The organism is Nocardia mikamii NBRC 108933 (genome assembly GCF_001613505.1).
In the GTDB taxonomy this organism is placed as follows: Bacteria; Actinomycetota; Actinomycetes; order Mycobacteriales; family Mycobacteriaceae; genus Nocardia; species Nocardia mikamii.
This window is the reverse complement of the sequence record NZ_BDCM01000013.1, coordinates 634,168-656,916: the sequence shown is the minus strand read 5'-3', so window position 1 is coordinate 656,916 and position 22,749 is coordinate 634,168. Positions and strand designations below refer to the sequence as shown.

The following is a 22,749-nucleotide window of genomic DNA, read 5'->3' as shown; positions in this document are numbered from 1 at the left end:
GAGAATGTCTGCTGGCCGTCGGCGGACCGCGATCGCCGGCGCGAGGAGCTGTGACGAAGAGATGGAGTTGCGCGTGGGCACGTCCGAGTCCGATCGTGGCACCGCCACCGAGACGACGGTGCTGATCACGGTCACCGGACCCGATAAACCGGGCGTGACCTCGGTGCTGCTGGCGGCGCTGTCCCGGCACGGCGTGAGCCTGCTGGACGTGGAGCAGGTCGTGATCCGGGGCCGGCTGACCCTCGGTGTGCTGGTGACGAGTCCCGGCGATCCGGAGGATCTGCAGGATCAGCTCGAGGATGCCATGGCGACGGTCGGCATGCAGGTCGACGTCGAGATCGGGGCCAACTCGGTCTCCGGGGCGCCGCTGTCCACGCACGCGGTGGTGGTGCTCGGCAGCCCGGTGACCGCTCGCGCGTTCAGCACGATCGCCCGCACACTGGCCGCGCAGGAGGTCAACATCGACTCCATCCGCGGCGTCGCCGACTACCCGGTGACCGGCCTCGAATTGATGGTGACAGCACCGGCGACCGAGGACGCCCTGGCCGAAACCCGCCTGCGCACGGCGCTGGCCGAGGTCGCCGCGAAGGAAAAGGTCGACGTCGCCGTCGAGCGCGCGGGTCTGGCCCGGCGGGCCAAGCGGCTCATCGTCTTCGATGTCGACTCCACCCTCATCCAGGGTGAGGTGATCGAGATGCTGGCCGCGCACGCCGGTGTCGAGGAGGAGGTCCGCAAGGTCACCGAGGCCGCGATGCGCGGGGAGATCGACTTCGCCGAATCGCTGCGCCAGCGCGTCGCCACCCTCACCGGACTGGACGAGACGGTGATCGATCAGGTCGCCGAGCGGATCGAACTGACCCCCGGCGCGCGGACCACCATTCGCACCCTGCGCCGGCTCGGATTCCGCTGCGGCGTGGTCTCGGGCGGCTTCCGGCAGGTCATCGAACCGCTGGCGCACGAACTGGAATTGGATTTCGTGCACGCCAACACCCTCGAGGTGGTCGACGGCAAGCTCACCGGCCAGGTCATCGGCGAAATCGTCGACCGGCCCGGAAAGGCGGTGGCGCTGCGGCGTTTCGCGGCCGAGGCCGGCGTGCCGATGGAACAGACCGTCGCGGTCGGCGACGGCGCCAACGATATCGACATGCTCAACGCGGCCGGCCTGGGTATCGCCTTCCAGGCCAAGCCCGCGTTGCGGGAGGTCGCCGACACCGCGCTGTCGCATCCGTTCCTGGACGCGGTGTTGTTCATCCTCGGTGTCACCCGCGACGAGGTCGAGGCCGCGGACGCCCGCGACGGTCTGCTGCGCCGGGTGCCGTTGAGCTGATGACCGAACCCGAGCTCGACGCGCCCGGCCCCGCCGCCGCACCGCCGCTGGTACTGGATGCGGGTTTCCGTGCCCGGCATGCGGAGCTGGCGCTCGGCTACGGTGGCGGCGGCGATCCGGACGACCCCGCGCAGGTGCAGGCGATGCAGATGGTCCTGCACATTCCGAAAGCCGAACCGCCGCTGCGCAGTGCGGTGCTGGAGGCGGCCGCAGCTTCGGCCGTCGCGCTGTGCCTGGATCCCCGCGTCGGCCCGGGCGGGGAGTGGGAGTCGCGTTATCTCGCGTGGAAGCGGTCACGGATTCGGAAGGTGGCGCGGCGAGCCCGGGGCGCGCAGTGGATCTCGGCCGGTGATGTCGACGGAATCACGATCGACGTGGGTGGTGCCCAGGCCCGCGCACTCGTGCCGGGCCCGGTGGGCGAGGTCGACCCGCGCATCCGCAAACTGCAGATCGGCGGCACCGACCTCGAACCCGACGAACCCGGCCCGCCGGATCCGGAATCGCCTGTGCTATGGGTGAATTCGGCTCTCGGGATGACCGTCGGCAAGGCGGCGGCGCAGGTCGGTCACGCGAGCATGTTGCTGGCCGGTGCGCTCCCGGTGGAACAGGTCTTCGCCTGGGCCGAGCAGGGATTCCGCTGCGCGGTCCGTGACGCGGAGCCGGATCGCTGGGCCCGGCTGTGCGCCCGAGTGAACGGCGGCGCCGGGCCGGAGACGATCGCCGCGGTCCGGGATGCCGGATTCACCGAAGTGGCGCCGGGCTCGATGACGGTGATCGCGGTGGCACCGTAGGGTGCTCAAACGTGCGGAATCTCACTGCGGCAATGGCCGATTCGGATCGTGAGGGAGCGGGAGGCCGACTATGACGGATAGCGTGCACACCGACCACGTTGGCAACGGATCGAGCGCGTCGGCAAAGATGGAGCTCGTGCCGCAACCGGATCCCGATCTGCTCATCGATTTCAACGAGGTGACCGTCCGGCGGTCGGGCCACACCCTGGTGGGTCCCGTCAGCTGGCAGGTGGAGCTCGACGAACGCTGGGTCGTGCTCGGCCCCAACGGCGCCGGGAAGACGTCGCTGCTGCGGATGGCCGCGGCCGAGTTGTATCCGACCTCGGGGTCGGCCACGTTGCTGGGCGAGGTGCTCGGCAAGACCGACATCAGCGAACTGCGCCCGCGCATCGGCCTGTCGTCGGCGGCGGTGGCCAGCCGGATCCCGCTCGACGAGACGGTGTCGGATCTCGTGGTGTCGGCGGGGTACGCCGTGATGGGCCGCTGGCGGGAACGCTACGACGAGGTCGACACCGACCGCGCGGTCGACATCCTGGAAAGCCTGGGCGCCGAACACCTTTCCGACCGCGCCTACGGAACCCTGTCCGAGGGCGAGCGCAAACGTGTCCTCATCGCCCGCGCCCTGATGACCGATCCCGAACTGCTGCTGCTCGACGAACCGGCGGCCGGGCTGGACCTGGGTGGCCGCGAGGAACTGGTCGAGCAACTGGGCGATCTGGCCGCCGACCCGGATGCGCCGGCGACCGTGCTGGTCACCCATCACGTCGAGGAGATTCCGCCCGGCTTCACCCACGCACTGCTGCTCAACGAGGGCGATGTGATCGCGCAGGGCCTGCTCTCGGATGTGCTGACCGCGGAGAATCTCAGCGAGGCCTTCCGCCAGTCCATCGCCCTCGATCGCATCGACGGCCGGTATTTCGCGCGACGCTCGCAACGCTTCGGCCGTCACCGCGCCTGAACCGGATCTCGCGGCGGGCGCCGGTGCCGCTTTCGGGCACCTGCTGCCGATCGGAACCGAGCGCGCGTTATGGTGCGATTGTGAGTGAATCTGTTGCGGAATCCCCGACCGAGCCACCGGCGCCGAAGGACGCTTCGACCGTAGTGCTCGTGCGTGACGGCGCATCCGGTCCGGAGGTTTTCCTGCAACGACGGGTCAAGGCGATGGCCTTCGCGGCCGGCATGACGGTCTTTCCGGGCGGTGGTGTCGACCCCTCCGACGCGGATGCGGAAATCGGCTGGGCCGGGCCGGACCCGACCTGGTGGGGTCAGCGTTTCGGGGTCGACCGCGCTCGCGCGCAGGCGCTGGTGTGTGCCGCGGTCCGGGAGACCTTCGAGGAATGCGGTGTGCTGCTGGCGGGCCCGACCGCCGACACCGTCGTCTCCGACACCGTCGCCTACCGCAGTGCCCGGGAGAAGCTCGAACGCCGCGAACTGTCGTTCGGCGATTTCCTGGCGAACGAGAACCTGGTCCTGCGCGCGGATCTGCTGCGCCCGTGGGACAACTGGATCACCCCGGTGGTGGAACCGCGCCGCTACGACACCTATTTCTTCGTCGCGGTCCTGCCCGAGGGGCAGCGCGCCGACGGCGCCACCACCGAGGCGCACGACGTCGCGTGGCGGACCCCCGCGCAGGCGCTGGATCGCTGGCGGGCCGGCGAGGACGTCCTGCTGCCGCCGACCTGGACCCAGCTGAGCTCGATCGCCGAATTCGCCTCCACGGCAGAGATTCTCGCGGCCGACCGCGCGATCAGCCCGATCATGCCGATCTTCGAACCCGTCGACGGTCAGCCGATGCTGCAGTTCCCGAACAACACCCGCTATTTCGCCGATATGCCGGACGCGTCCCGGCTGCAGGGTTCGAAGCGAGACTGAACCGGCGCGAACATCCCGACGTCCGGTGCGTCCCGCCGCGCACAGTAGGCTCGCCGCCGTGGCCGAATTCGTGACCGTGGACCGTGTCGAGGCGGGAATCGCCGTACTGCGTTTCGCGCGGCCGCCGCTGAATCTCATCGATCTGCAGCTGGCGCTGGAACTCGCCGCGGCCGCCGACGCCCTCGCGGCGGACGACGAGGTGCGGGCGGTGATCGTCTACGGCGACGAGCGGATCTTCAGCGCGGGCGACGACGTCGCCGAACTCGCGCGCTGGACGTCCGAGCAGGCCGGCGCGGTCGCCGCGGATCTGCAGCGGGCGCTGGGCTGCCTGGCCCGGATTCCGCAGCCGACGATCGCCGCGATCACCGGGTACGCGGTCGGCGCGGGCCTCGAGCTCGCTCTGGGCGCCGACCGCCGGCTGATCGGTGACAACGTCAAGCTGGGCTTGCCGCAGATCCGGGCGGGCCTGATCCCGGTGGCCGGCATTCGCCGGCTGGGGCTGCTCGTGGGCCCGGGCCCGGCCAAGGATCTGGTGTACACCGGCCGCTATGTCGATGCCGAGGAAGCGGCGGCGATCGGGCTGGTCGACGAGGTGGTCGCTCCCGACGACGTCTTCGGCGCGGCGCTGCGGTGGGCGCGGCAGTTCACCACCGGTCCGGCCCGCGCGCTGGCCGCCGCGAAACGGGTCTTCGAGGCCGGTCCGCACGGCCTCGACCGCGCCCGCGCCGAGTGGGCGGAGCTGTTCGACACCGAAGACCGCAGCGTAGGAACACGTTCTTATTCGGCGTCCGGTCCGGGCGCCGCGGAATTCCTGGGCCGCTGACCCACTCCGCGTGATCACTCGATACGCTGTGCGACCATGACCGCACGTCTTGACGACCCCGCGCCGAACCCGCACGCCACCGAGGCCGAGGTCCAGGCCGCGCTCACCGACAACAAGCTCGCGCAGGTCCTCTACCACGACTGGGAGGCGGAGACCTACGACGACAAATGGTCCATCTCCTACGACGAGCGGTGCATCGAGTACGCGCGCGGCCGCTTCGACGCCGTCGCCCCGAATGCGCCGCTGCCGTACGAGCGGGCCCTCGAACTCGGTTGCGGCACCGGCTTCTTCCTGTTGAATCTGATGCAGGCCGGGGTGGCGAAAACCGGTTCGGTGACCGACCTGTCACCGGGCATGGTCAAGGTCGCCACTCGCAACGCGCAGAATCTGGGGCTGGATGTCGACGGCCGCGTCGCCGACGCCGAGACCATTCCCTACGAGGACAACACCTTCGACCTGGTCGTGGGACACGCTGTGCTGCACCACATTCCGGACGTGGAGCAGGCGCTGCGGGAATGCCTGCGGGTGCTGAAGCCGGGCGGCCGCTTCGTCTTCGCCGGTGAGCCGACCACCATCGGCAACTTCTACGCCCGCAAACTGGGCCAGATCACCTGGAAGGTCACCACCGAGGTGACCAAGCTGCCGTTCCTGTCCGACTGGCGGCGACCGCAGGCCGAACTGGACGAGTCGTCGCGGGCCGCGGCCCTGGAGGCCGTCGTCGACCTGCACACCTTCGACCCCTCCGAACTCGAGCAGATCGCCCGCAGCGCCGGCGCGGTGCAGGTGCACGCCGAGACCGAGGAATTCGCCGCCGCGCTGTGGGGCTGGCCGGTGCGCACCTTCGAGGCCGCGGTGCCGGAGGAGAAGCTGACCTGGCGCTACCGGATGGCCCAGTACAAGGCGTGGCTCGGTCTGAGCAAGCTCGACGAGAAGGTGCTGCGCCACGTGGTGCCGCGCCAGTTCTTCTACAACGCCATGATCACCGGCGTGAAGCCGGGTGCCGCCGGAAAGTAGTGGGCGGCAGGCTGTTTCGCACCGGCCGGGGCCGCGCTGATGGGATATTCGTTCACCTCGCGAGACGTCGACTATCTGGCCAGTGCGGCCGGCCGGGACGCGCTGTCCGCGGTCGGTGAACACGCGCTGACTCCCGCGACGATGCTGCGGGATCTGGATACTCTGCGGCGCGAACACGGCGGCCGTACGGCCGCACTGGTGGAGACCGTGCAGCTGCGCCGGCGCGCGGCGGCCAAACTCGACGACGCGGCCGAGTGGCTGTTCACCGACGACGCCCTGCAACAGGCGACGCCGAGTCTCGTGGCGCGGCATCGGGCCCGGCGGCTGGCGGGGCGTGCCGTGCACGACGTCACGTGCTCGGTCGGCGCGGAACTGGCCGCGCTGCGGCGGGAATGTCCGGCGGTGCTCGGCAGCGATCTGGACCGGGTGCGGCTGGCGATGGCCGCGCACAATCTGGCCGACGCGCCGAATGTCGCTCTGCTGCAGGCCGATGCGCTGCGGCCGTGCAGTACCGGCACCGTGGTGATCGCCGATCCGGCGCGGCGCGCGGGAGGCCGGCGCACCCACGATCCGGATCGGCTGCAACCACCGTTACCGCAGCTGCTGACCGTCCATCGGGACCGCGATCTGGTCGTGAAATGCGCTCCCGGACTGGATTTCGACCGTTTCGCGCTGCGGCGGCCGGACGCGCGACCCCTGCCCGCGCGAACGGACCGGGCGGCCGCCGACGGCTACGAGGGGCTCTCCTGGGACGGTGAGGTCGAGGTGGTCTCCCTCGACGGCGCCGTGCGAGAAGCCTGCCTGTGGTCACGCGGACTCACCGAAGCCGGGGTGACCAGGCGGGCGACGGTGTTGCGTAGCGACGGTTCCTCGTGGTCGCTGACCGACGCCGAACCCGACGACCTTCCCGACCGCGAGCCCGGGACCTGGCTCGTCGACCCCGACGGCGCGGTGGTCCGGGCCGGTCTGGTCCGCCACTACGCCGCGAGATACGGCCTCTGGCAACTGGATCCGCGCATCGCCTATCTCACCGGCGACGCCGTCCCGCCGGGGGTGCGCGGATTCCGCATTCTGGATCGGCTGGAATTCCGGGAGAAGGCCCTGCGCGCCGAACTCCACCGCCGCGACTGCGGTCCGCTCGAGATCCTGATCCGCGGCGTCGACGCCGATCCCGACGCGCTGCGCCGCCGGATCAAACCCCGGGGCGACACGCCGCACACCGTGGTGATCACCCGGATCGGCCGGACCGCAACGGCATTCGTCTGCGAAACCCCGCCCGCCCGCTGAGCGGGGAGGTCAGCGATCCGGTGTGAAGGCGAACAGTTCGCCGATCCGGGTGCCGACCACGACCTGGCCGTCGGGCCCGATCGCGGTGGACACCGTCGTGCCTTGCGCGCCCGGCAGCGGGGCGGAGGCGATCGTCTTACCCGACTTCGTGTCGAAGGTCAGCAGATGCAGCGCCTCACCCATCGGCACCACCACGTAGCCGGTGTCGCCGGCGGTCTGCACCGGACGCCCGCGCAGCGTGAGATCCTTGCGCTCCCAAGCGATATCGACGCTGTCGCCGGTGTCGCGCAACGCCATCAGATGTCCGTCGTCGCCGGCCGGAATCAGCAGGCCGTCGAGCAGGGAGATGCCGCCGCGCGGACTGAAGCCCAGCGGCTGCGTCCACTTGGTGTGGCCGTCGGCGGTGTCGACGGCGAGCAGCCGTCCGCTGTTGTCACCCACGTACAGCGTCTTCCCGTCCACCGACAGCGCCGGGCTCGTCGCGCTGCCGTCGGTGAGAATGTCGACGCTCCAGTCCTGGGTGACCTTCTTGTCGGCGTAGTGCAGCGCCACCAGGGACGCCGTGGGGGCGCCCGTGCGCCACGCGGTCAGATAGAAACGGCCCGAATTCGGGTCGAGCGCAGACACATTCGCCACCGCGCACTGCGGACCGCCGACGGCGCAGTCCTCGATGCCCAGCCCGTCCGGCGGGCGCGTGACGTTCGGGTGGGCGAGGAAGTCGGGGTCGCCCAGCACCTGATAGGTCGACACCTCGCGATCGCCGGTCTGGCGGTCCAGGACGTCGACCTGGCCGGACTGCGACACCGACAGCACGGTGCCGTCGTGGGTGAACTGCACCGAAACCGGAACGCCGGCAACGGGAGTGCGCCAGCGCGGCTGCCCCAGCGGGTTGAACGAGAACACCCCGCCGTCGTCACCCACGTACACATTGCTCGCACCGTCGACGGCCGAGGCCGCCGCGACGGCATCCGGTCCCAGCGCACTGCAGAAGCGTTTGCGACCGGTGGGCATCTGGAACGAGAAGATCATGCCGGTGGTCCCCGGCTTGCCGACACAGTCGGTGGTGGTGCGGGAGGTGACGAACAGCTGGCCGTCCGGGCCGATCGTGGTCGCGTTCGCGAGCGGGCCGCCGATCGGCCGCGACCAGCTCAGGCTGAGATGGCGGGCGCCGGTGACCGAACTCGCGCCGCTGTTGCGGGCGTCGTGGAACGCCGACTGCCAGCCCTTGCCGGAACCGACCTTGATGTCATCGATGGTGCTGCTGCCACATCCGGTCAGCATCAGTAGGCCCAGGGTGCCCACCGCCGCGATCACGCGCCTCGGGGCGCCTCCCCGAATTACCGAGTGGCGCAAGATCGTCGGGTGGTGTCCGCCGCGGTCGTGCTCGCTGCGCTCGGGTCGCCGGCTGCCGCTTCGCACCTGCTGGACTCCCATCTGTTCGTAACGGGCCTGCACGAGACTAGAACATTCACCGCCGTGACAGCGGGCTGGGTGAGAATGCGACCGGCCCCCCGCCCGCCGGGGAGCGTCCGCGACCCGATTTCCCGGGGCGCAAGCGCGCGCTCGCGGCGCGAAAGTACGCTGGTACCTCGATCAGGTGACCACCGAGGTAACCGTCGCCCGAGGAAAGGGAGCTGGCCCGTGACGAGCATGTGGGGCGCACCGTTGCGTTCGCGTTGGCGGGGTTCGCGCCGCCGGGATCCGGAGCAGGCGCGCTTTCTGACCGTGGCGTCGCTGCGCTGGGTGCTCGCCAATCGGGCGTACACCCCGTGGTACCTCGTGCGGTACTACCGGCTGTTCAAATTCCGGCTCGCGAATCCGCATATCGTGCTGCGCGGCATGGTCTTCCTCGGCCGCAATGTGGAGATCCACGCCACCCCGGAGCTCGGCCGCATGGAGATCGGCAAATGGGTGCACATCGGCGACGGCAACGCGCTGCGCTGCCACGAGGGTTCGCTGCGCATCGGCGACAAGGTGGTCTTCGGTAAGGACAACGTCGTCAACACCTATCTCGATATCGAGATCGGCGAGTCGACCCTGGTCGCGGACTGGTGCTACATCTGCGACTTCGACCATCGGATGGACGATGTGACGATGCCGATCAAGGATCAGGGCATCGTGAAGAGCCCGGTTCGCATCGGCCCCGACACCTGGATCGCGGCCAAGGTGACCGTGCTGCGCGAGACCCGGGTGGGCCGGGGCTGCGTGCTCGGCGCCCATGCCGTGGTGAAGGGCGAGATCCCCGACTTCAGCATCGCCGTCGGCGCTCCGGCGCGCGTGGTCAAGAACCGCAAGAAGGCCTGGGACGACGCCGCCGAGGAGCGGGCCCGGCATGCCGCCGCGCTGGCCGATATCGAACGCAAGAAGGCGGGAGTCGGCGCCGGATCGGACTGATCCGACGGCTCGGCATTCCTGCCGCCCTTCAAGCGCTATCGGCTCGGTAGCGTGCGGGGCAGTCCGAACCACGGCAGCATCGTGCTCTCGAATCGGGCCAGAGCGCTGATGCGCTCACCGGTGAGCGACAGAACGTACAGGCCGGTCCCGTGACTGCTGCCGTCCCGGCCGCGCAGGTAGGCGCCGAAGGCCGGTTGGCCGTTGGCCCGGGTCGGAACCAGGTCGAAACGTCGCCCGGCCGCGAAGATTCCGGCGCAGAAGCGGGTGGCGGCCTCGCGGCCCACGTATTCGAACGGGATCGGCGGCATCGAGATGAAGACGTCGTCGGTCAGCAGTCGCACGAGCGCGTCCACGTCGGCCGATTCCCACGCGTGCGCGAATCTCGCCACGATCGCCTCCTCGTCGGCCGATCCCTGTGCCGGTGATCGGCCGATCGGGCGGCGCCGCTCGAGTGCCGCGCGGGCCCGGGCGAGGGCACTGTTGACCGAGTCGACGGTGGTGTCGAGCATCCGGGCGGTCTCGGTCGCGCGGAATCCGAGGACATCGCGCAGGACGAGGACGGCGACCTGGCGCGGCGGCAGCAGTTGCAGCGCGGTCACGAATGCCAGCGAGACGGACTCGCTCAGCTCGTAGCGTGTCTCCGGGCCGGGAGGCGCCTGCTCGAGCAGTGCGTCGGGACAGGGCTGCAACCATACGACCTCGCCGAGCCGGGAGGGCTCGGGCGGTTCCACGTTCGGCACGTCCCACTCCTTCGCCCGGCGCCGGCCCGCGGCCCGGCGGGCGTTCAGGCACCGGTTGGTGGCGATCCGATACAGCCAGGTGCGCAGCGAGGAGCGCTCCTGGAATGCGCCGATACCCTGCCACGCGGCCAGCATCGTGTCCTGTAAGGCGTCCTCGGCATCCTGGAGCGAGCCGAGCATCCGATAACAGTGCACCTGTAATTCCGCGCGGTACGGCGCGGTCAATGCCCGAAACGCCGTGCCGTCGCCCGCCCGCGCCCCGGCCATCAGTTCGCGGATCGCCGCCGCGTCGTCATCTCCGTCTGTCATGACACACCTCCACCCGATATGGACACCGCGGCGACGGTGAATGTGTCGGGCCGAACGCGACCATTTCGGCCGATGCGGCGGTGTCTGTCTCTGTGGCAGTCCCACCACCGACAAGAGGAGTACCCCATGGGAACGATCGTCGTCTTCGAGAATGTGTCGCTCGACGGAGTGACCCAGGATCCGACCGGTGAGGAGGGTTTCAGCGGCGCGGATTGGCGTGCGGCGCTGTCTCCGGACGACCGCGCGGAATGGGCCCGGATGATTCACGACGATGTGCTGGACGCGCAGGCACTGCTGCTGGGCAGGCGCAGTTACGAATACTTCGCTGCCCGGTATCCGCGGCGCACCGGCGCCACCGCGGACCGCATGAACGGTATATCGAAATACGTTGTGTCCGCGACGCTGTCGAATCCCGAGTGGAACAACACGACCGTGCTACGGGGTGATCTCGCGGAGCAGGTGTCGAGGTTGCGACATCTCGTCGACGGCGAGATCCGGGTCTACGCGAGCACCGAACTGGTGCACGCGCTGACGGGCCACGGGCTGGTCGACGAGGTGCGCCTGGCAGTGTTCCCGGTGGTGATGGGCGCGGGGACCCGGCTCTTCACACGCGCCGGCGACTCGGCACCGGTATCGCCGCGCCCCCTGCGGCTCACCGGCGTTCGCGCGGTCGGCACGAGCCTTGCCCACCTGACCTACGAACGCATGCCGGACGTGTCCGCCGGATAGCCCGTCCGGGCCGCCGAATCGAGGACTTCCTGTCGGTGCCGCCGGGTAGCCTTCCGCTCATGAACCGGTATGCGGCCTGGTTGCGGGGAATCATGCCCAGCAACCCGAATATGCGCAACGAGAAGGTGCGGGCGGTCTTCGAGGGACTCGGCTACGAGGGTGTCGGGTCGGTGCTGGCGAGCGGGAACATCGTCTTCGGCAGCACCGAAACCGATATCGCCGCAATGGAATCGCGTATTCAGGCAGCGTTGCAGGCCGAACTCGGCATCGCCGGTGGCACCATCATCCGCAGCCGAGACGAAGTGCAGAAACTGGTCGATTCGGATCCCTTTCCCGGCCTCACGCACTGCCGTGGCACCTACCTCACCGCCACGTTCGTGAAGGATCGCGCGGGTTCCGCGCCGCCCGAACTGCCCGGCGACCTGGAGTCGGCCGTACGGATCGTACGGTTCGACGAACCGGCGCGGGCCCTGCTGGCGGTCATCGACAACTCGGTCGCGGGGACTCCCAATCACATGGCGTGGCTGGAGACCGTCTACGGCAAGGACATCACCACCCGCACCTGGCTCACCGTCCAAAAAGTGCTCGCCAAGCTGTAGTTTTTCCTTCCTGAGGTCTTGACTGGAGAAAAATCAGGAGGAGACTTAGTGGTACACCGGAACACCGGAAACAATCACGTAGTCGGTTGAGACGTCGACCGACCAACGAGATGGTTTCCAGGATCTGGCCAGGCCCCCGGCAAGCCAGTCGAACATCCCGAACGATCAGCGACGACTGAAGTTCAGGCATCGACGGAGACTACCGGGGACTGCTCTGTCCGGGGGTATTCAGCCGAGAATCATTCAGCCGAGAGTCATTGCCGCGCGGACCTGTTCGGGGTCGAGCGCGCTGCCCGGCAGGGGATGGGCGGCCTCGGCGCGTAAGCCGTCGAGCAGGACCGTCAGATGCCGGCGCCACGCCTCGGGTGCGACGTCGCGCACGCCGTCGGTCGCGCGCACCACCGACCACAGCAGGAGACCGAGATCGGTTTCGGTGACGTCGCCGCGCAGCTGCCCGGCCTCCTGCGCCCGGGCCACCAGTTGCCGGAACAGCGTGTGGCCCCGATGTTTTGCCACCTCGATCGGACTGTCGGCGGGCAGCGAGTACACGCAGATATCGGTGAAGCCGCGATCGTTGGCCTGCCACTGCGCCAGCGTCGTCAGATGGTCGACCAGGCCCGTCCAGGGGTCGGCGGCCCGCAGTGCCTCCTCCGCGCTGCGGCCCGACGCCACGACCAGGTCCAGGAGCGCATCGTCGATCAACGCTTCGCGGGTGGGGAAGTGGTTGTAGAGCGTGCCGATGCTGACTCCGGCGTCGCGCGCGATCTGATTCAGTGAGGCGTCGAGGCCCTCGGCCGTGAACCGCCGCCGGGCCGCCGCGGCGATCTTGGCCCGATTGTCCCGGGCGTCACGACGCCGCGGACGCGCGCCGACCGTCGCATCCCGGGTACTCGCCACTTTCTCGGCCATGACCTCACATTAACAACTTGAAAACCCACTCGACTTGACCTTAACTTGAGATGGGACTCAAATTGAGTGCCCACTCATATTATGGAGGTTCGGTCATGCCACATCTGGCTGTGTTCGGTGCGGGTCCCGCGCTCGGATTGTCGGCGGCGCTGCGTTTCGGCCGTGCGGGCTATTCGGTGACGTTGATCGGGCGCAACCCCGAGACGCTCGAACGGCTGCGGGCACGGCTCGCGGCCGAGGAGATCGAGGTGGACGTGCTACTCGCCGACCTCGCCGACGACGCCCGGGTCGACCACGCGCTCGCCGAATTGCGGGCGGCGCACGGGCTGGCGGACGTCGTGATCTACAGCCCGGGTGATGTGAGCCGGCTACCGGTGGATGCGTTGTCGCTGGACGCGGACACCTTGCGCAGCTGGCTGCCGATCAACCTCACCACGCCGGTGCGCATCATGCACGCGCTACTGCCCGCGATGACGGCCCGCGGCTCCGGCGCCGTTCTCATCGCTCAGGGGGGATCGGTGCGCGAACCACAAGCGGCGCTGGCCAGTTCGAGCGTGCCGCAGTCGGCCTTGCTCAACTATCTGCACTCGGTCGACCAGCAGGTCCGCCCGAGCGGCGTGCGGGTGGGCGCTCTGCTCATCACCCGCCTCATCGAAAACAGCGCGGCGCAACAGCTGTTCGATTCCGGCCGTTTCGCCACGGTGGAACCCAACGACATTCGGCGCGTACATCCCGATGCCCTCGCCGAGGATCTGTTCGCCATGGCCACCACCGACGCGGAAGTCGAGCGGGCGGCCTGAGACTCCGGCGCCGTGTGTTCCGGCCCGCATCGTCGTCGCGGGCCGGAAGGGGGAACTTCGGTGGGAATACTCGGTGGGAATGACGCTAAGCCGCTTGCCGGTGCTCGGGTACCGTCGTCGCCCGCGGCTTGTCGCTCTCGTCGAAGCCCGGGCGGCCCGTGCCGATGAATGCCACCAGCCAGGACAGGACCGCGACGAAGCGGTTGCGGAAGCCCACCAGATAGAACAGGTGGACGGCGAGCCAGGTGGCCCAGGCGATGGTGCCGGTGAACTTGACGCGGTCGTTGAGCTTGGTGACCGCGCTGAACCGGCTGATCACCGCCATCGAGCCCTTGTCCCAGTACACGAACGGTGTGCCGGGCTGCTTCTTGCGGCGGATGATGTCGGCGACGTGGCGGCCCTCCTGCATGGCGGTCGGCGACTGGCCCGGATAACCGTTCAGCGAGGTCATATCGCCGATGGCGTAGATATCGGCGTGCCCGCCCACCGTGCAGTCCGGGTTGATGAGAAGCCGTCCGGCGCGGTCGGTTTCGCAGCCGGTGGCCTCGGCCAGCAGCGTGGCGAATCCGCCGGCCGCCACACCCGCCGACCACACCACGGTCTCGGCGCCGATACCGCGTTCGACACCGTCCTTGGTCTTCACGGTTACCTTGCCCGCTTCGATATCGGTGACGAAGGTGTCCAGGAGGACCTCGACCCCGTTGCGGCTCAACGAGGTGCGCGCATACTCCGACAGGCTGCCGCCGAACGGCGGCAACACCGCGCCGGCGCCCTCGACCAGGGTTACCGAGATTTCCTGGTGGTAGTGGCGTTTCGCGAGCTCCTTGAGCTGGCCGGCCACCTCGACGCCGGTCGGGCCCGCGCCGACGACGACGAAGCTCAGCAGCCGTTCACGGGTTTCCGGATCGGCCTTCGCCGCTTCGGCGAACACGCGCTCGATCTGTGCCCGCAGCAGTTTGGCATCGTCGATGGTCTTGAGCGAGAACGTCTTCTCCGCGAAATCGTCGCGGCCGAAATACGATTGAGTGGCCCCGGTGGCCGCGATCAGCGAGCCGTAGCGAATCTTGCGCTGTCCCTGCTCGGTGTCGTAGGTGAGTACGGCGGCATCGGCGTCGATATCGACGACCTTGCCCAGTCGTACATCCGAGCCCTTGTGCCGACGCAGGATCTGCGCGATCGGCGGGGCGATATCGGTGGACGGGAGCACACCCGTCGCTACCTGATAGAGCAGCGGCTGGAACAGGTGTTCCGGTGTCGCCGAGATGAGCACGTAATTGATTCCCGATTTGCTGAGCTGCTTCGCGGCGGCGAGCCCGCCGAACCCCGAACCCACGATGACCACATCGGTGGTTTCGATTCCCGCATCCACGTGTTGCATGACAGCCTCCTTCTGTCATGAGTAAACGCGATTCATAGGCTGGATGTTTCGGGGGTCAGGGCGCATAATATTGATGACTCTTATCTAGATCATTCATGAATGGAGATCTTGATGGAACTGCGTCAGCTCACCTACTTCGTCGCGGTATGCGAGGAGTTGAGCTTCAGTCGCGCCGCTGTGCGCTGCTTCATATCGCAATCGGCTATCAGTCATCAAATCGCGCGGCTCGAACATGATCTTGGTGTTCAGCTCTTCGAACGCTCTACGCGCTCCGTTGTTCCGACTGAGGCAACTATTCGGCTACTTCCCCTTGCGAAACAAATGCTGAGCCTCGAATCCGCTATTCGCGCAGCTGTACGCGACTCGGGGCCACGCATTCGCCTGGCGGCGAACATGTCTTTCGCAACAAGATCGCTATCGGCGATAGCCGGAGCACGCGAAGCGCATCCGGGTGCCGAAATCGAGTTCGTGATCAAGCCTTTCCGGCAGCGCATCGCTGCCGTCGCAGACGGTGATTGTGATCTTGCTCTCATCAGGGGCAGTGTCGAACAGCCCGGTCTCACCGTCGAACAGCTGTGGGTGGAGGACCTCGTCATCGCCGCTTCCACCGCTCACCCGTTGGCCGGCCGCGGTGATGTGACATTGGCCGAGTTGGGGAAATATCCGCTCCTGCTGCCCCCGGAAGCGGAACAGGTGCTTCTGCACAACGTCGTCCGGCACGCGTTCGCCGAACTGCCGACCCGGCCCAGCTACGGTCCGCCGATCCCCCCGGACCACACCGCGACGATGGAATTGATCAACCGGCCGGACGCCTGGACCATCCTGTACGCCGACAGTGCCACCGAAGGTATCGCCACCCTGAAACTCGCGGGCCGGCCGCTGCGCATTCCGGTATCGGCCGTGCTCCGCAGCGATATCCGGCGCTCACCCATCCTGGTCACCCTGCTGGCCGCCCTGCACAGCTCCTGAGATGAGCAACGCCGCACCGGAAGCCGGTGCGGCGTTGCTCGGGTCGGAAACGTTCAGGACCGCGGTTCGAGCCGGTGGAACAGGAATTCCACCAGCGTGATCAGCGAACGCAGGCAGGTGCCGCGGTCGCGGGCGTCCAGCGCGGTGAGCGGGGTGCCCGGTTCCAGATCGAGCGCATCGCGGATCTCGCTGAGCGGGAAGCGATGCGCACCGTCGAACTCGTTGATGGCCACGGAATACGGCACGCCGCGTTCCTCGAGGATGGACAGCACCTCGTCGGCCTTGTCGATGCGGCGGGTGTCGACCAGCACCAGCGCACCGAGTGCGCCGTTGGCCAGCTCCTCCCACAACGGCAGGAATCGGCGCTGCCCCGGTGTACCGAACAGATACAGCGCCAGTTGCGGATTGAGCGTGATGCGCCCGAAATCCATGGCCACCGTGGTGGTCTGCTTGCCCGGCAGTCCGGCCATATCGTCGATACCGACGCTGGCCTCGGTAATGGTCTCCTCCGTGCGCAGCGGACGGATCTCCGAGACGCTGCTGACGAACGTGGTCTTACCGACGCCGAAATTGCCTGCTACCAACAGCTTCACCGACCGCGTGACCGTTTCCGGTACATAGTCGACCGTACGGTCGGTCACAGCGGCTGGTCGTTCGGACAGGGCAGTCGGGCGCTCAGACGGCGAGAGCGCGGAGCCCATTCAGTACCTCCTCGAGCAGGGCGACCTCCGGCACATGATCCGCCGGGGTCGGGTTGACCAGATGGCCGCTGTCGAGCAGGTCCGATACCACGATCTTCACTACCGAGGGCGGCAGGTCGAGATATGCGGCCACCTCGGCGAGCGACAGTGCAGCGTGCCGACTGCAGACGTTCAAAACCCGGCGCGCGTCCGGACTGGCACCGGGCGTCGGATCCTGTGCTGCCACAACAAGTGTCACCAGGTCGACCGAACGACTCGCACGGGTACGTCCGCCCGTGCGTACGTAGGCACGGACCAGGTCGGGATCGCGCCGGTGCTTGCTCATGCCCGATCGCTACCGGGCCTGTGGCGGGGCAGGCTGCCGAGTTCGCGGCCGACTCTGACGGCGAGTTCGTTCATCCGGTGCGCGACCATGCTGACATCGACGTCGGGCATGGTCGAGACGCCGATCAGGGCGCCCTCACCGGCTGCGGTGATGAAGATCATGCCCTCGTCGTACTCGGTCATGTTCTGCCGCACCGTATTCGCGGGGCCACAGAATTCGCTGAGGGCCTTGCCCAGGGATCTGAGGCCGGAGGCCGCCGCGGCGAAGCGTTCGGCGTCGTCGAGGGAGATGGCGCCGACATGGGCGATGCGCAGGCCGTCTTCGGACAGTAGTACGGCGAATCGGACGCCGGGAACGGTCAGATCCTCGAGCATCCACGACAGCTTGTTGTCGCCGTCGGTCACAGTGGTGCCGGGTGTGGCCATCAGGATGTCATCCCTTCGGAGTTGTCATGTGCGGCTGCACGTCCGCTGGTGGAACCGGTCTGCCAGGCTTCGGCGATATCGACGCGGGGCAGGCCGGTATCGGTATGCGGCTGTCCGGTATCGGTGCGGGGCCCGCGGGCGGAGGCGGGCAAGGCCACGCTGCGCCGCCGCCGGCGCGGCAGCCCGCCCGGCGTGATCTCGTGCACCGTGGACGACTGACCGGTCGGTGTCGGGTCCGCGGCCGGCAGCGGTTCGGCCTCGGCGACCGGGGCGGCCGGTGCCGCGGCGAGGCTCACCGGGGCGGGGGCGGCGTTGCCGCTCGCGACCGCGGCGGGCACCGGGGCGACCTCGATCGGTGTGGAAATCGGTGGAGCCGTGACGCTTTCGAGGTTGTCGGGCCGCGCGGCCAGCAGTCCCTCGGGTACGTAGACCATCGCGCGCATACCACCGTAGATATTGGGTCCGTCGATGTACACGGTGAAGCCGTAGCGGCGGGCCAGCGCGGCGATGCCCGGGAAACCCACCCGCGGGGTCGGGCCCAGCTGGTGGATGTCGACGGTGCGCTCGCCGGCGAGGACCTGGCGGGCCTCTTCCATCTGCTCGGGGTTCATCCGCACACCGGCGTCGTCGATGATCACCGTCAGGCCGTGGTGGCCTTCCTGGAAGGTGACGTCCACGAACGAGGTCGGCGGCGAGTACCGCAGCGCGTTGTCCAGCAGCGTGGCCAGCGTGTGCACCAGCGGTTCGACCGCACGGCTGATGATCACCCGGTCGAGCTGCTGCGGCCGGATCCGGGTGAAGTCGCGGACACGGCCGATCGCGCCGCCGACGATGTCGGTCAGCGACTGCTGCGGCCAGCGGCGGCCGGGCAGACCACCGCAGACGATCACGTACGACTGCGCCTGGCGGATCATCTGCTGGACGCTGTGGTCGATGCGGATCAGCGTCTCGTAGACGTCGTCACCGCGGTGCTGGCGCAGTGCGGCGCTCACCACCTGGCCGACGTCGGCGCCCAGGCTGACCACGGAGGTGCCGAACGCGCGCACCGCGGCGCTGGTCGCCTCGCGGGAGGCGTTCTCGACCTGTTCGCGGATGCTGGCCTCGGTGGCGGAGATCGCCTGCTGCTTCTCGTAATCCAGCTCATGGCTGGTGCGTTCATGGGTTTCGGCGGCCACTCGGTGCAGGTCGTCGGCGTAACGCTCGGTCAGCCGCTGCAGCAGCTGGGCGAAGCGAGAACCGCCGCGGTCGATCGCGGGCAATTCGACCGTCGATTCGGCGCGGCGCACCGAGTCGGCCACCAAACCCATTGTGGTGCTCGTGAAATGTTCGAGCTCGTCCTCGTGGGCGCGCAATTCCGCCTCGGCACTGCGGGCGCGGGCGCGCTGCTGCGACGCGTAATACGCGGCATACAGAGCTCCCGCGATCGTCAGTATCAGAATTGCGGCGAGGATCCACGAAAGAGTCACGGCGGTAGCTTGATTCATCAGTTCCCTCGGTGCCGGATTTCCGGCCGCTTCGTCCTTCCCTACTCGACGACCGCGAACGACGCGGCCGGGATAACACTCAGGTCGGACGGCGGGAACGCGGCAGGCAGGATGATACTGCACCTAACCTGAATGGGACCTCGAAGCGCTTACCGGACAGGCGAATTCACCATCGACTTACCGGCGGAGGATCCCGATCGGCCCCAGCACCCGACGACAGCAAAGATAGCAGCAATTCCGGGTGGCAGCGACCGATTCGTTATCTACGGCTCGGTAGGGAATATGTTCATCGCCGGTGTTTCGGACTCGGCGGGTTCGCCGGGCCTCGATTCACCTCGAAAGACGCCGCGACGGCGTGCAGCGCGGTGGCGACGGCGAGGTGTAACCGCAGGTCTTCGGGTGCGTGATCATCGACGGCCCAGGTTATTTCCTCCATCGCCCGCAGAAACGCCCACCGCCATGCTCGCCCGGGGTCGACGCCGGTGGCCGCGGCGGTGGCGGTGACCATTCGTTTCGCGTGCTCGGCGGTCGGCAAGCGCTGAATCCGAATCATGATCAGGAAGCCGATATCGAATGCGGCCTCGCCGAGATACGGTTTCGGGTCGATCAGCAGCCACGGCTCCCGTTCGGCGGCAACGATATTGCCCAGGTGGGTATCGCGATTGACGACGACCAGCGGTTCGTGCGGCCGGGACAGTTCGGCGCATCGAGCCACCGCGGCGTCCAGCAGGGTGGACGGAACGGCGTGGGTCAGTTCGGGTTTCGGCCGTCCGAAGCGGACCGTCCAGTCGGCGACCAGGGCGGAAACGGTGGGAATGTCCGGATAGCCGTCGGGAAGCGCGACGGGCGGGCGGCGCAGACGCCGATACAAGCGGCAGGCCAGATCGACTTTGTCCGCATGTTCCGACAGACCTTCCAGGCTGGGGAATCCGGGCTGCGCCAGCAGTGGCGTACCCGGCCGCGCCCACTCCAGCAGCAGGGCGCCGCTGCCGGGATCGTAGGCGTGCAGGCGGACCGCCCCGTCGCCGTCGTAGCAGTACAACCCGGCCGCCTCACCCACGTTCTCCTCGTCGACCACCGGAATCTTCAGCACCGCCACCGAATCGTCGGCGCGGCGGACGGGAGCGGCATAGGAATGGGTGCCACCGGCGAACGCGGAGCCGAGCAACGTCAGTTGCCAGAGCGCGCACAGAGTCTCGACGCGCGCGGGGAGTTCGGCGAGCCAGGTCCGGCCGCGCGCGCCGAAGACCGTGGTGACGGTCTCGACGACCTCGGGTGGGAGCGCGATCGGCGGTCCGGTCGGAGTCGGCACCGCCTCAGCCTGGTCGAGCGCGGCGGGGGAGCGCAAGCGGATTACCGCCTGCCCGTAGGGGTTCCGGGTGATGTTCCCCGGCGCGTGGCGAGGGTCGCCTCTAGGCTTGGCCCGTGGGAAACGAGCACGTGCGGGCCTCGGACGCGGACCGGGAGAAGATCGTCGAGCGATTGCGCTCGGCGATGGACGAGGGGCGATTGAATCTCGCCGAATTCGACGACCGGGTCCAGCAGGTCTATGCCGCGCGCACCTACGGGGAGTTGTCGCCGATCCTGTCGGATCTGCCGGCGGTACGGGAGCGGCCGGACGCCGCCCGCGCCGGGCGGGTGCCGCCCTGGGTGCTGATCATGTGGACCCCTTGGGTCTTCGTCAACATCCTGTGCGTCGTGATCTGGCTGGCCACCGGCGCCGGCTACTTCTGGCCGTTCTGGGTCGAGGTGCCGTGGGGGCTCGCGCTGTGCATACCGACCGTCATCGGCATCACCGTCGGCAGGAACCAGGCGCCGCGTCCGCTGGACTGAACCGCGCGAACGCAGACGGCTCGCCGAACCGATACCGCGAGGTACCGATTCGGCGAGCCGTACTCCCTGCAGGGGTCTCGATCAGCCCTTGTGGGTCTTGACCGCCTCGGTCAGCTGCGGCGCGACGTTGAACAGGTCGCCCACGATGCCGTAGTCGCTGATCTCGAAGATCGGCGCTTCTTCGTCCTTGTTGACGGCGACGATGGTCTTCGAGGTCTGCATGCCGGCGCGGTGCTGGATCGCGCCCGAGATGCCCAGGGCCACATACAGCTGCGGCGACACGGTCTTACCGGTCTGGCCGACCTGGAACTGGCCCGGGTAGTAGCCCGAGTCGACGGCGGCACGCGAGGCGCCGACCGCGGCACCCAGCGCGTCGGCCAGCGGCTCGACGACCTTGTGGAAGTTGTCCTCGCTGCCGACGCCGCGGCCACCGGAGACCACGATGGTGGCCTCGGTGAGTTCCGGACGGTCGCCACCGACGACGGGCTCGCGGGAGGTCACCTTGGTGACGCCCTCTTCCTGAGCCGGAACCTCGACGGTGACCTTCTCGCCGGCGCCGGCCTGCGGGGCCGCCTCGATCGCGCCCGGGCGCACCGAGATCACCGGCACGTCGCCGGTGGCCTTGGCGTCCACGGTGAACGCGCCACCGAAGATGGAGTGCACGGCGGTGCCGTCGTCCTTGACGTCGATGACGTCCACCAGCAGGCCCGAGCCGATGCGGGCGGCCAGGCGACCCGACACCTCCTTGCCCTCGGCGGAGGCGGCGACCAGGACGGCGGCCGGCGACGCCGACTCGACCAGACCGGCCAGCACGTCGACCTTCGGGGTGACCAGGAAGCCCTCGACGTCGTCGGACTCGGCGACGTAGATCTTCTCGGCACCGGCCGAGGTCAGCGCGTCGGCCAGCTTGTCGGCGGTGCCGGGCGCACCCAGCACGACCGCGGCCGGGGTGCCCAGCGTGCGGGCGGCGGTGAGGAGTTCGGTGGTGACCTTCTTGGGGGCCCCTTCGGCGTGCTCGACGAGCACGAGTACTTCTGCCATGTTGGTTCTCCTGAAGTCTGTGGTGATTGCGCTCGGTGGGCTCAGATGATCTTCTGGCCGATGAGGTACTGCGCGACCTGGTTGCCGCCCTCGCCCTCGTCGACGACCTTCTCGCCCGCGGTGCGCGGCGGCTTGGGAGTAACAGCGGTGACACCCGTTCCCGCATTGCCCACGCCGACGGTCGACGGGTCGATGCCCAGGTCGGCCAGGGTGAACGTCTGCACTTCCTTCTTCTTCGCGGCCATGATGCCCTTGAAGGAGGGGAAGCGGGGTTCGTTGATCTTCTCGGTGACCGAGACGATGGCGGGCAGGTTCGCCTCGAGTTTGAACACGCCCTCGTCGGTCTCGCGCTCGCCGGAGATCTTGTCGCCGTCGACGGTCAGCTTGCGCAGGTGGGTGAGCTGCGGGATGCCCAGGTACTCGGCGATGATGGCCGGCACGGCGCCGGCGCGGCCGTCGGTGGCCTCGTTACCGGCGATGACGAGCTCGATGCCTTCGATCTGGCCCAGCGCACCGGCGAGCACCCACGCGGTCTGCACGGCGTCGGAACCGTGGATGGCCTCGTCCTTGACGTGGATGGCCTTGTCGGCACCCATGGACAGCGCCTTGCGGATGGCCTCGGTGGCACGCTCGGGACCCATGGCGAGCACGGTGACCTCGCCGCCCTGGGCTTCCTTGATCAGCAGAGCCTCTTCGACGGCACGCTCGTTGATCTCGTCCAGGATCGCGTCGGCGGCCTCCCGGTCGAGGGTGTAGTCACCATCGCTGAGCTTGCGCTCGGACCAGGTGTCGGGAACCTGCTTGATCAGTACGACGATGTTCGGCATTGGTCTTCGTCGACCTCCTGTTCTGGTGGCACGTGAGGTGGGGTCGCACGATCGGGTGGCCGTACGTCCACGTGAAAAGCTCCGTCACATCTAAAGCTCCGTCCGGGAGATTACCCTACATTAAGTTACTCACGGGTAACTTAGGGTGTGATGTTCTCCATGGCCGGTCCGG

The 22,749-nt window shown here is 68.3% G+C and carries 24 protein-coding genes; 13 read left to right on the top strand and 11 right to left on the bottom strand.

What is annotated here, in order from left to right; translation table 11 throughout:
• The first annotated feature begins 73 nt into the window (after window positions 1-73).
• From serB to NMI01S_RS21200, 7 genes are all read left to right on the top strand, one after another.
• Window positions 74-1,327 (top strand): phosphoserine phosphatase SerB, encoded by a 1,254-nt coding sequence (serB, locus tag NMI01S_RS21230; protein WP_245716955.1) that lies wholly within the window; start codon window positions 74-76, stop codon window positions 1,325-1,327.
• A complete protein-coding gene (locus NMI01S_RS21225; protein ID WP_062999674.1) occupies window positions 1,327-2,118 on the top strand; it encodes a peptidyl-tRNA hydrolase in 792 nt (263 codons plus the stop codon). Before serB ends, NMI01S_RS21225 begins: the two co-directional genes overlap by 1 nt.
• Window positions 2,119-2,245: 127 nt before the next feature.
• Window positions 2,246-3,076 (top strand): ABC transporter ATP-binding protein, encoded by an 831-nt coding sequence (locus NMI01S_RS21220; protein WP_062999672.1) that lies wholly within the window; start codon window positions 2,246-2,248, stop codon window positions 3,074-3,076.
• 80 nt (window positions 3,077-3,156) lie between these two features.
• Entirely contained in the window at window positions 3,157-3,990 is an 834-nt protein-coding gene (locus tag NMI01S_RS21215; protein ID WP_062999670.1) for an NUDIX hydrolase, read from the top strand.
• Between the two features lie 58 nt (window positions 3,991-4,048).
• A complete protein-coding gene (locus NMI01S_RS21210; protein WP_062999668.1) occupies window positions 4,049-4,813 on the top strand; it encodes an enoyl-CoA hydratase-related protein in 765 nt (254 codons plus the stop codon).
• 36 nt (window positions 4,814-4,849) lie between these two features.
• Window positions 4,850-5,827: a class I SAM-dependent methyltransferase gene (locus NMI01S_RS21205; RefSeq protein ID WP_039779972.1), complete on the top strand. Its 978-nt coding sequence runs from the start codon at window positions 4,850-4,852 to the stop codon at window positions 5,825-5,827.
• A 39-nt stretch (window positions 5,828-5,866) separates the two neighbouring features.
• On the top strand, window positions 5,867-7,114 hold the full coding sequence (locus NMI01S_RS21200) for a THUMP-like domain-containing protein (RefSeq protein ID WP_062999666.1): 1,248 nt from the start codon (window positions 5,867-5,869) through the stop codon (window positions 7,112-7,114).
• Between the two features lie 9 nt (window positions 7,115-7,123).
• Here NMI01S_RS21200 and NMI01S_RS21195 read toward each other — a convergent pair whose 3' ends face one another.
• Window positions 7,124-8,428 (bottom strand): outer membrane protein assembly factor BamB family protein, encoded by a 1,305-nt coding sequence (locus tag NMI01S_RS21195; protein ID WP_245716954.1) that lies wholly within the window; start codon window positions 8,426-8,428, stop codon window positions 7,124-7,126.
• Window positions 8,429-8,764: 336 nt separating this feature from the next.
• On the opposite strand from NMI01S_RS21195, the gene NMI01S_RS21190 reads away from it, so the two are divergent.
• Window positions 8,765-9,508, top strand: a complete 744-nt coding sequence (locus NMI01S_RS21190) for an acyltransferase (protein WP_174372322.1) — start codon at window positions 8,765-8,767, stop codon at window positions 9,506-9,508.
• Window positions 9,509-9,543: 35 nt separating this feature from the next.
• On the opposite strand, the gene NMI01S_RS21185 is transcribed toward NMI01S_RS21190, so the two are convergent.
• On the bottom strand, window positions 9,544-10,557 hold the full coding sequence (locus NMI01S_RS21185) for an RNA polymerase subunit sigma-70 (protein WP_062999664.1): 1,014 nt from the start codon (window positions 10,555-10,557) through the stop codon (window positions 9,544-9,546).
• A gap of 126 nt (window positions 10,558-10,683) precedes the next feature.
• Here NMI01S_RS21185 and NMI01S_RS21180 point away from each other — a divergent pair, with 126 nt between their 5' ends.
• Window positions 10,684-11,286: a dihydrofolate reductase family protein gene (locus tag NMI01S_RS21180; RefSeq protein ID WP_062999661.1), complete on the top strand. Its 603-nt coding sequence runs from the start codon at window positions 10,684-10,686 to the stop codon at window positions 11,284-11,286.
• Between the two features lie 59 nt (window positions 11,287-11,345).
• Window positions 11,346-11,885 carry a DUF1697 domain-containing protein gene (locus tag NMI01S_RS21175; protein ID WP_062999659.1) on the top strand — a complete coding sequence of 180 codons (540 nt, stop codon included), beginning with the start codon at window positions 11,346-11,348 and terminating at the stop codon, window positions 11,883-11,885.
• A gap of 243 nt (window positions 11,886-12,128) precedes the next feature.
• Here the strand turns inward: NMI01S_RS21175 and NMI01S_RS21170 are convergent, their stop codons facing one another.
• Window positions 12,129-12,794, bottom strand: a complete 666-nt coding sequence (locus NMI01S_RS21170; RefSeq protein ID WP_062999657.1) for a TetR/AcrR family transcriptional regulator — start codon at window positions 12,792-12,794, stop codon at window positions 12,129-12,131.
• Window positions 12,795-12,889: 95 nt separating this feature from the next.
• On the opposite strand from NMI01S_RS21170, the gene NMI01S_RS21165 reads away from it, so the two are divergent.
• Window positions 12,890-13,594: an SDR family NAD(P)-dependent oxidoreductase gene (locus NMI01S_RS21165; protein ID WP_062999655.1), complete on the top strand. Its 705-nt coding sequence runs from the start codon at window positions 12,890-12,892 to the stop codon at window positions 13,592-13,594.
• An 85-nt stretch (window positions 13,595-13,679) separates the two neighbouring features.
• Here NMI01S_RS21165 and NMI01S_RS21160 read toward each other — a convergent pair whose 3' ends face one another.
• Window positions 13,680-14,972 (bottom strand): NAD(P)/FAD-dependent oxidoreductase, encoded by a 1,293-nt coding sequence (locus NMI01S_RS21160; protein ID WP_062999652.1) that lies wholly within the window; start codon window positions 14,970-14,972, stop codon window positions 13,680-13,682.
• 111 nt (window positions 14,973-15,083) lie between these two features.
• On the opposite strand from NMI01S_RS21160, the gene NMI01S_RS21155 reads away from it, so the two are divergent.
• Window positions 15,084-15,941: a LysR family transcriptional regulator gene (locus NMI01S_RS21155; protein WP_062999981.1), complete on the top strand. Its 858-nt coding sequence runs from the start codon at window positions 15,084-15,086 to the stop codon at window positions 15,939-15,941.
• Between the two features lie 53 nt (window positions 15,942-15,994).
• On the opposite strand, the gene NMI01S_RS21150 is transcribed toward NMI01S_RS21155, so the two are convergent.
• The 5 genes from NMI01S_RS21150 to NMI01S_RS21130 form a co-directional block, all read right to left on the bottom strand.
• Entirely contained in the window at window positions 15,995-16,642 is a 648-nt protein-coding gene (locus NMI01S_RS21150) for a GTP-binding protein (RefSeq protein ID WP_083871019.1), read from the bottom strand.
• Complete coding sequence (locus tag NMI01S_RS21145; RefSeq protein ID WP_039779967.1) at window positions 16,617-16,967, bottom strand: DUF742 domain-containing protein; 351 nt, start codon at window positions 16,965-16,967, stop codon at window positions 16,617-16,619. The genes NMI01S_RS21150 and NMI01S_RS21145 overlap by 26 nt, the downstream gene beginning before the upstream one ends.
• A complete protein-coding gene (locus NMI01S_RS21140; protein WP_051024835.1) occupies window positions 16,964-17,392 on the bottom strand; it encodes a roadblock/LC7 domain-containing protein in 429 nt (142 codons plus the stop codon). The genes NMI01S_RS21145 and NMI01S_RS21140 overlap by 4 nt, the downstream gene beginning before the upstream one ends.
• The gene (locus NMI01S_RS21135) at window positions 17,392-18,858 is read right to left on the bottom strand and encodes an ATP-binding protein (RefSeq protein WP_245716953.1); all 1,467 of its coding nucleotides are present in this window, start codon (window positions 18,856-18,858) and stop codon (window positions 17,392-17,394) included. The genes NMI01S_RS21140 and NMI01S_RS21135 overlap by 1 nt, the downstream gene beginning before the upstream one ends.
• A 304-nt stretch (window positions 18,859-19,162) precedes the next feature.
• Window positions 19,163-20,188 (bottom strand): aminoglycoside phosphotransferase family protein, encoded by a 1,026-nt coding sequence (locus NMI01S_RS21130; RefSeq protein WP_063920799.1) that lies wholly within the window; start codon window positions 20,186-20,188, stop codon window positions 19,163-19,165.
• A gap of 113 nt (window positions 20,189-20,301) precedes the next feature.
• On the opposite strand from NMI01S_RS21130, the gene NMI01S_RS21125 reads away from it, so the two are divergent.
• Window positions 20,302-20,709, top strand: a complete 408-nt coding sequence (locus NMI01S_RS21125) for a DUF1707 domain-containing protein (RefSeq protein ID WP_062999648.1) — start codon at window positions 20,302-20,304, stop codon at window positions 20,707-20,709.
• An 81-nt stretch (window positions 20,710-20,790) separates the two neighbouring features.
• Here the strand turns inward: NMI01S_RS21125 and NMI01S_RS21120 are convergent, their stop codons facing one another.
• Together NMI01S_RS21120 and NMI01S_RS21115 are read right to left on the bottom strand one after the other, a co-directional pair.
• A complete protein-coding gene (locus tag NMI01S_RS21120; RefSeq protein WP_062999646.1) occupies window positions 20,791-21,750 on the bottom strand; it encodes an electron transfer flavoprotein subunit alpha/FixB family protein in 960 nt (319 codons plus the stop codon).
• Between the two features lie 41 nt (window positions 21,751-21,791).
• Entirely contained in the window at window positions 21,792-22,577 is a 786-nt protein-coding gene (locus NMI01S_RS21115) for an electron transfer flavoprotein subunit beta/FixA family protein (RefSeq protein ID WP_062999644.1), read from the bottom strand.
• Window positions 22,578-22,749 lie beyond the last annotated feature (172 nt).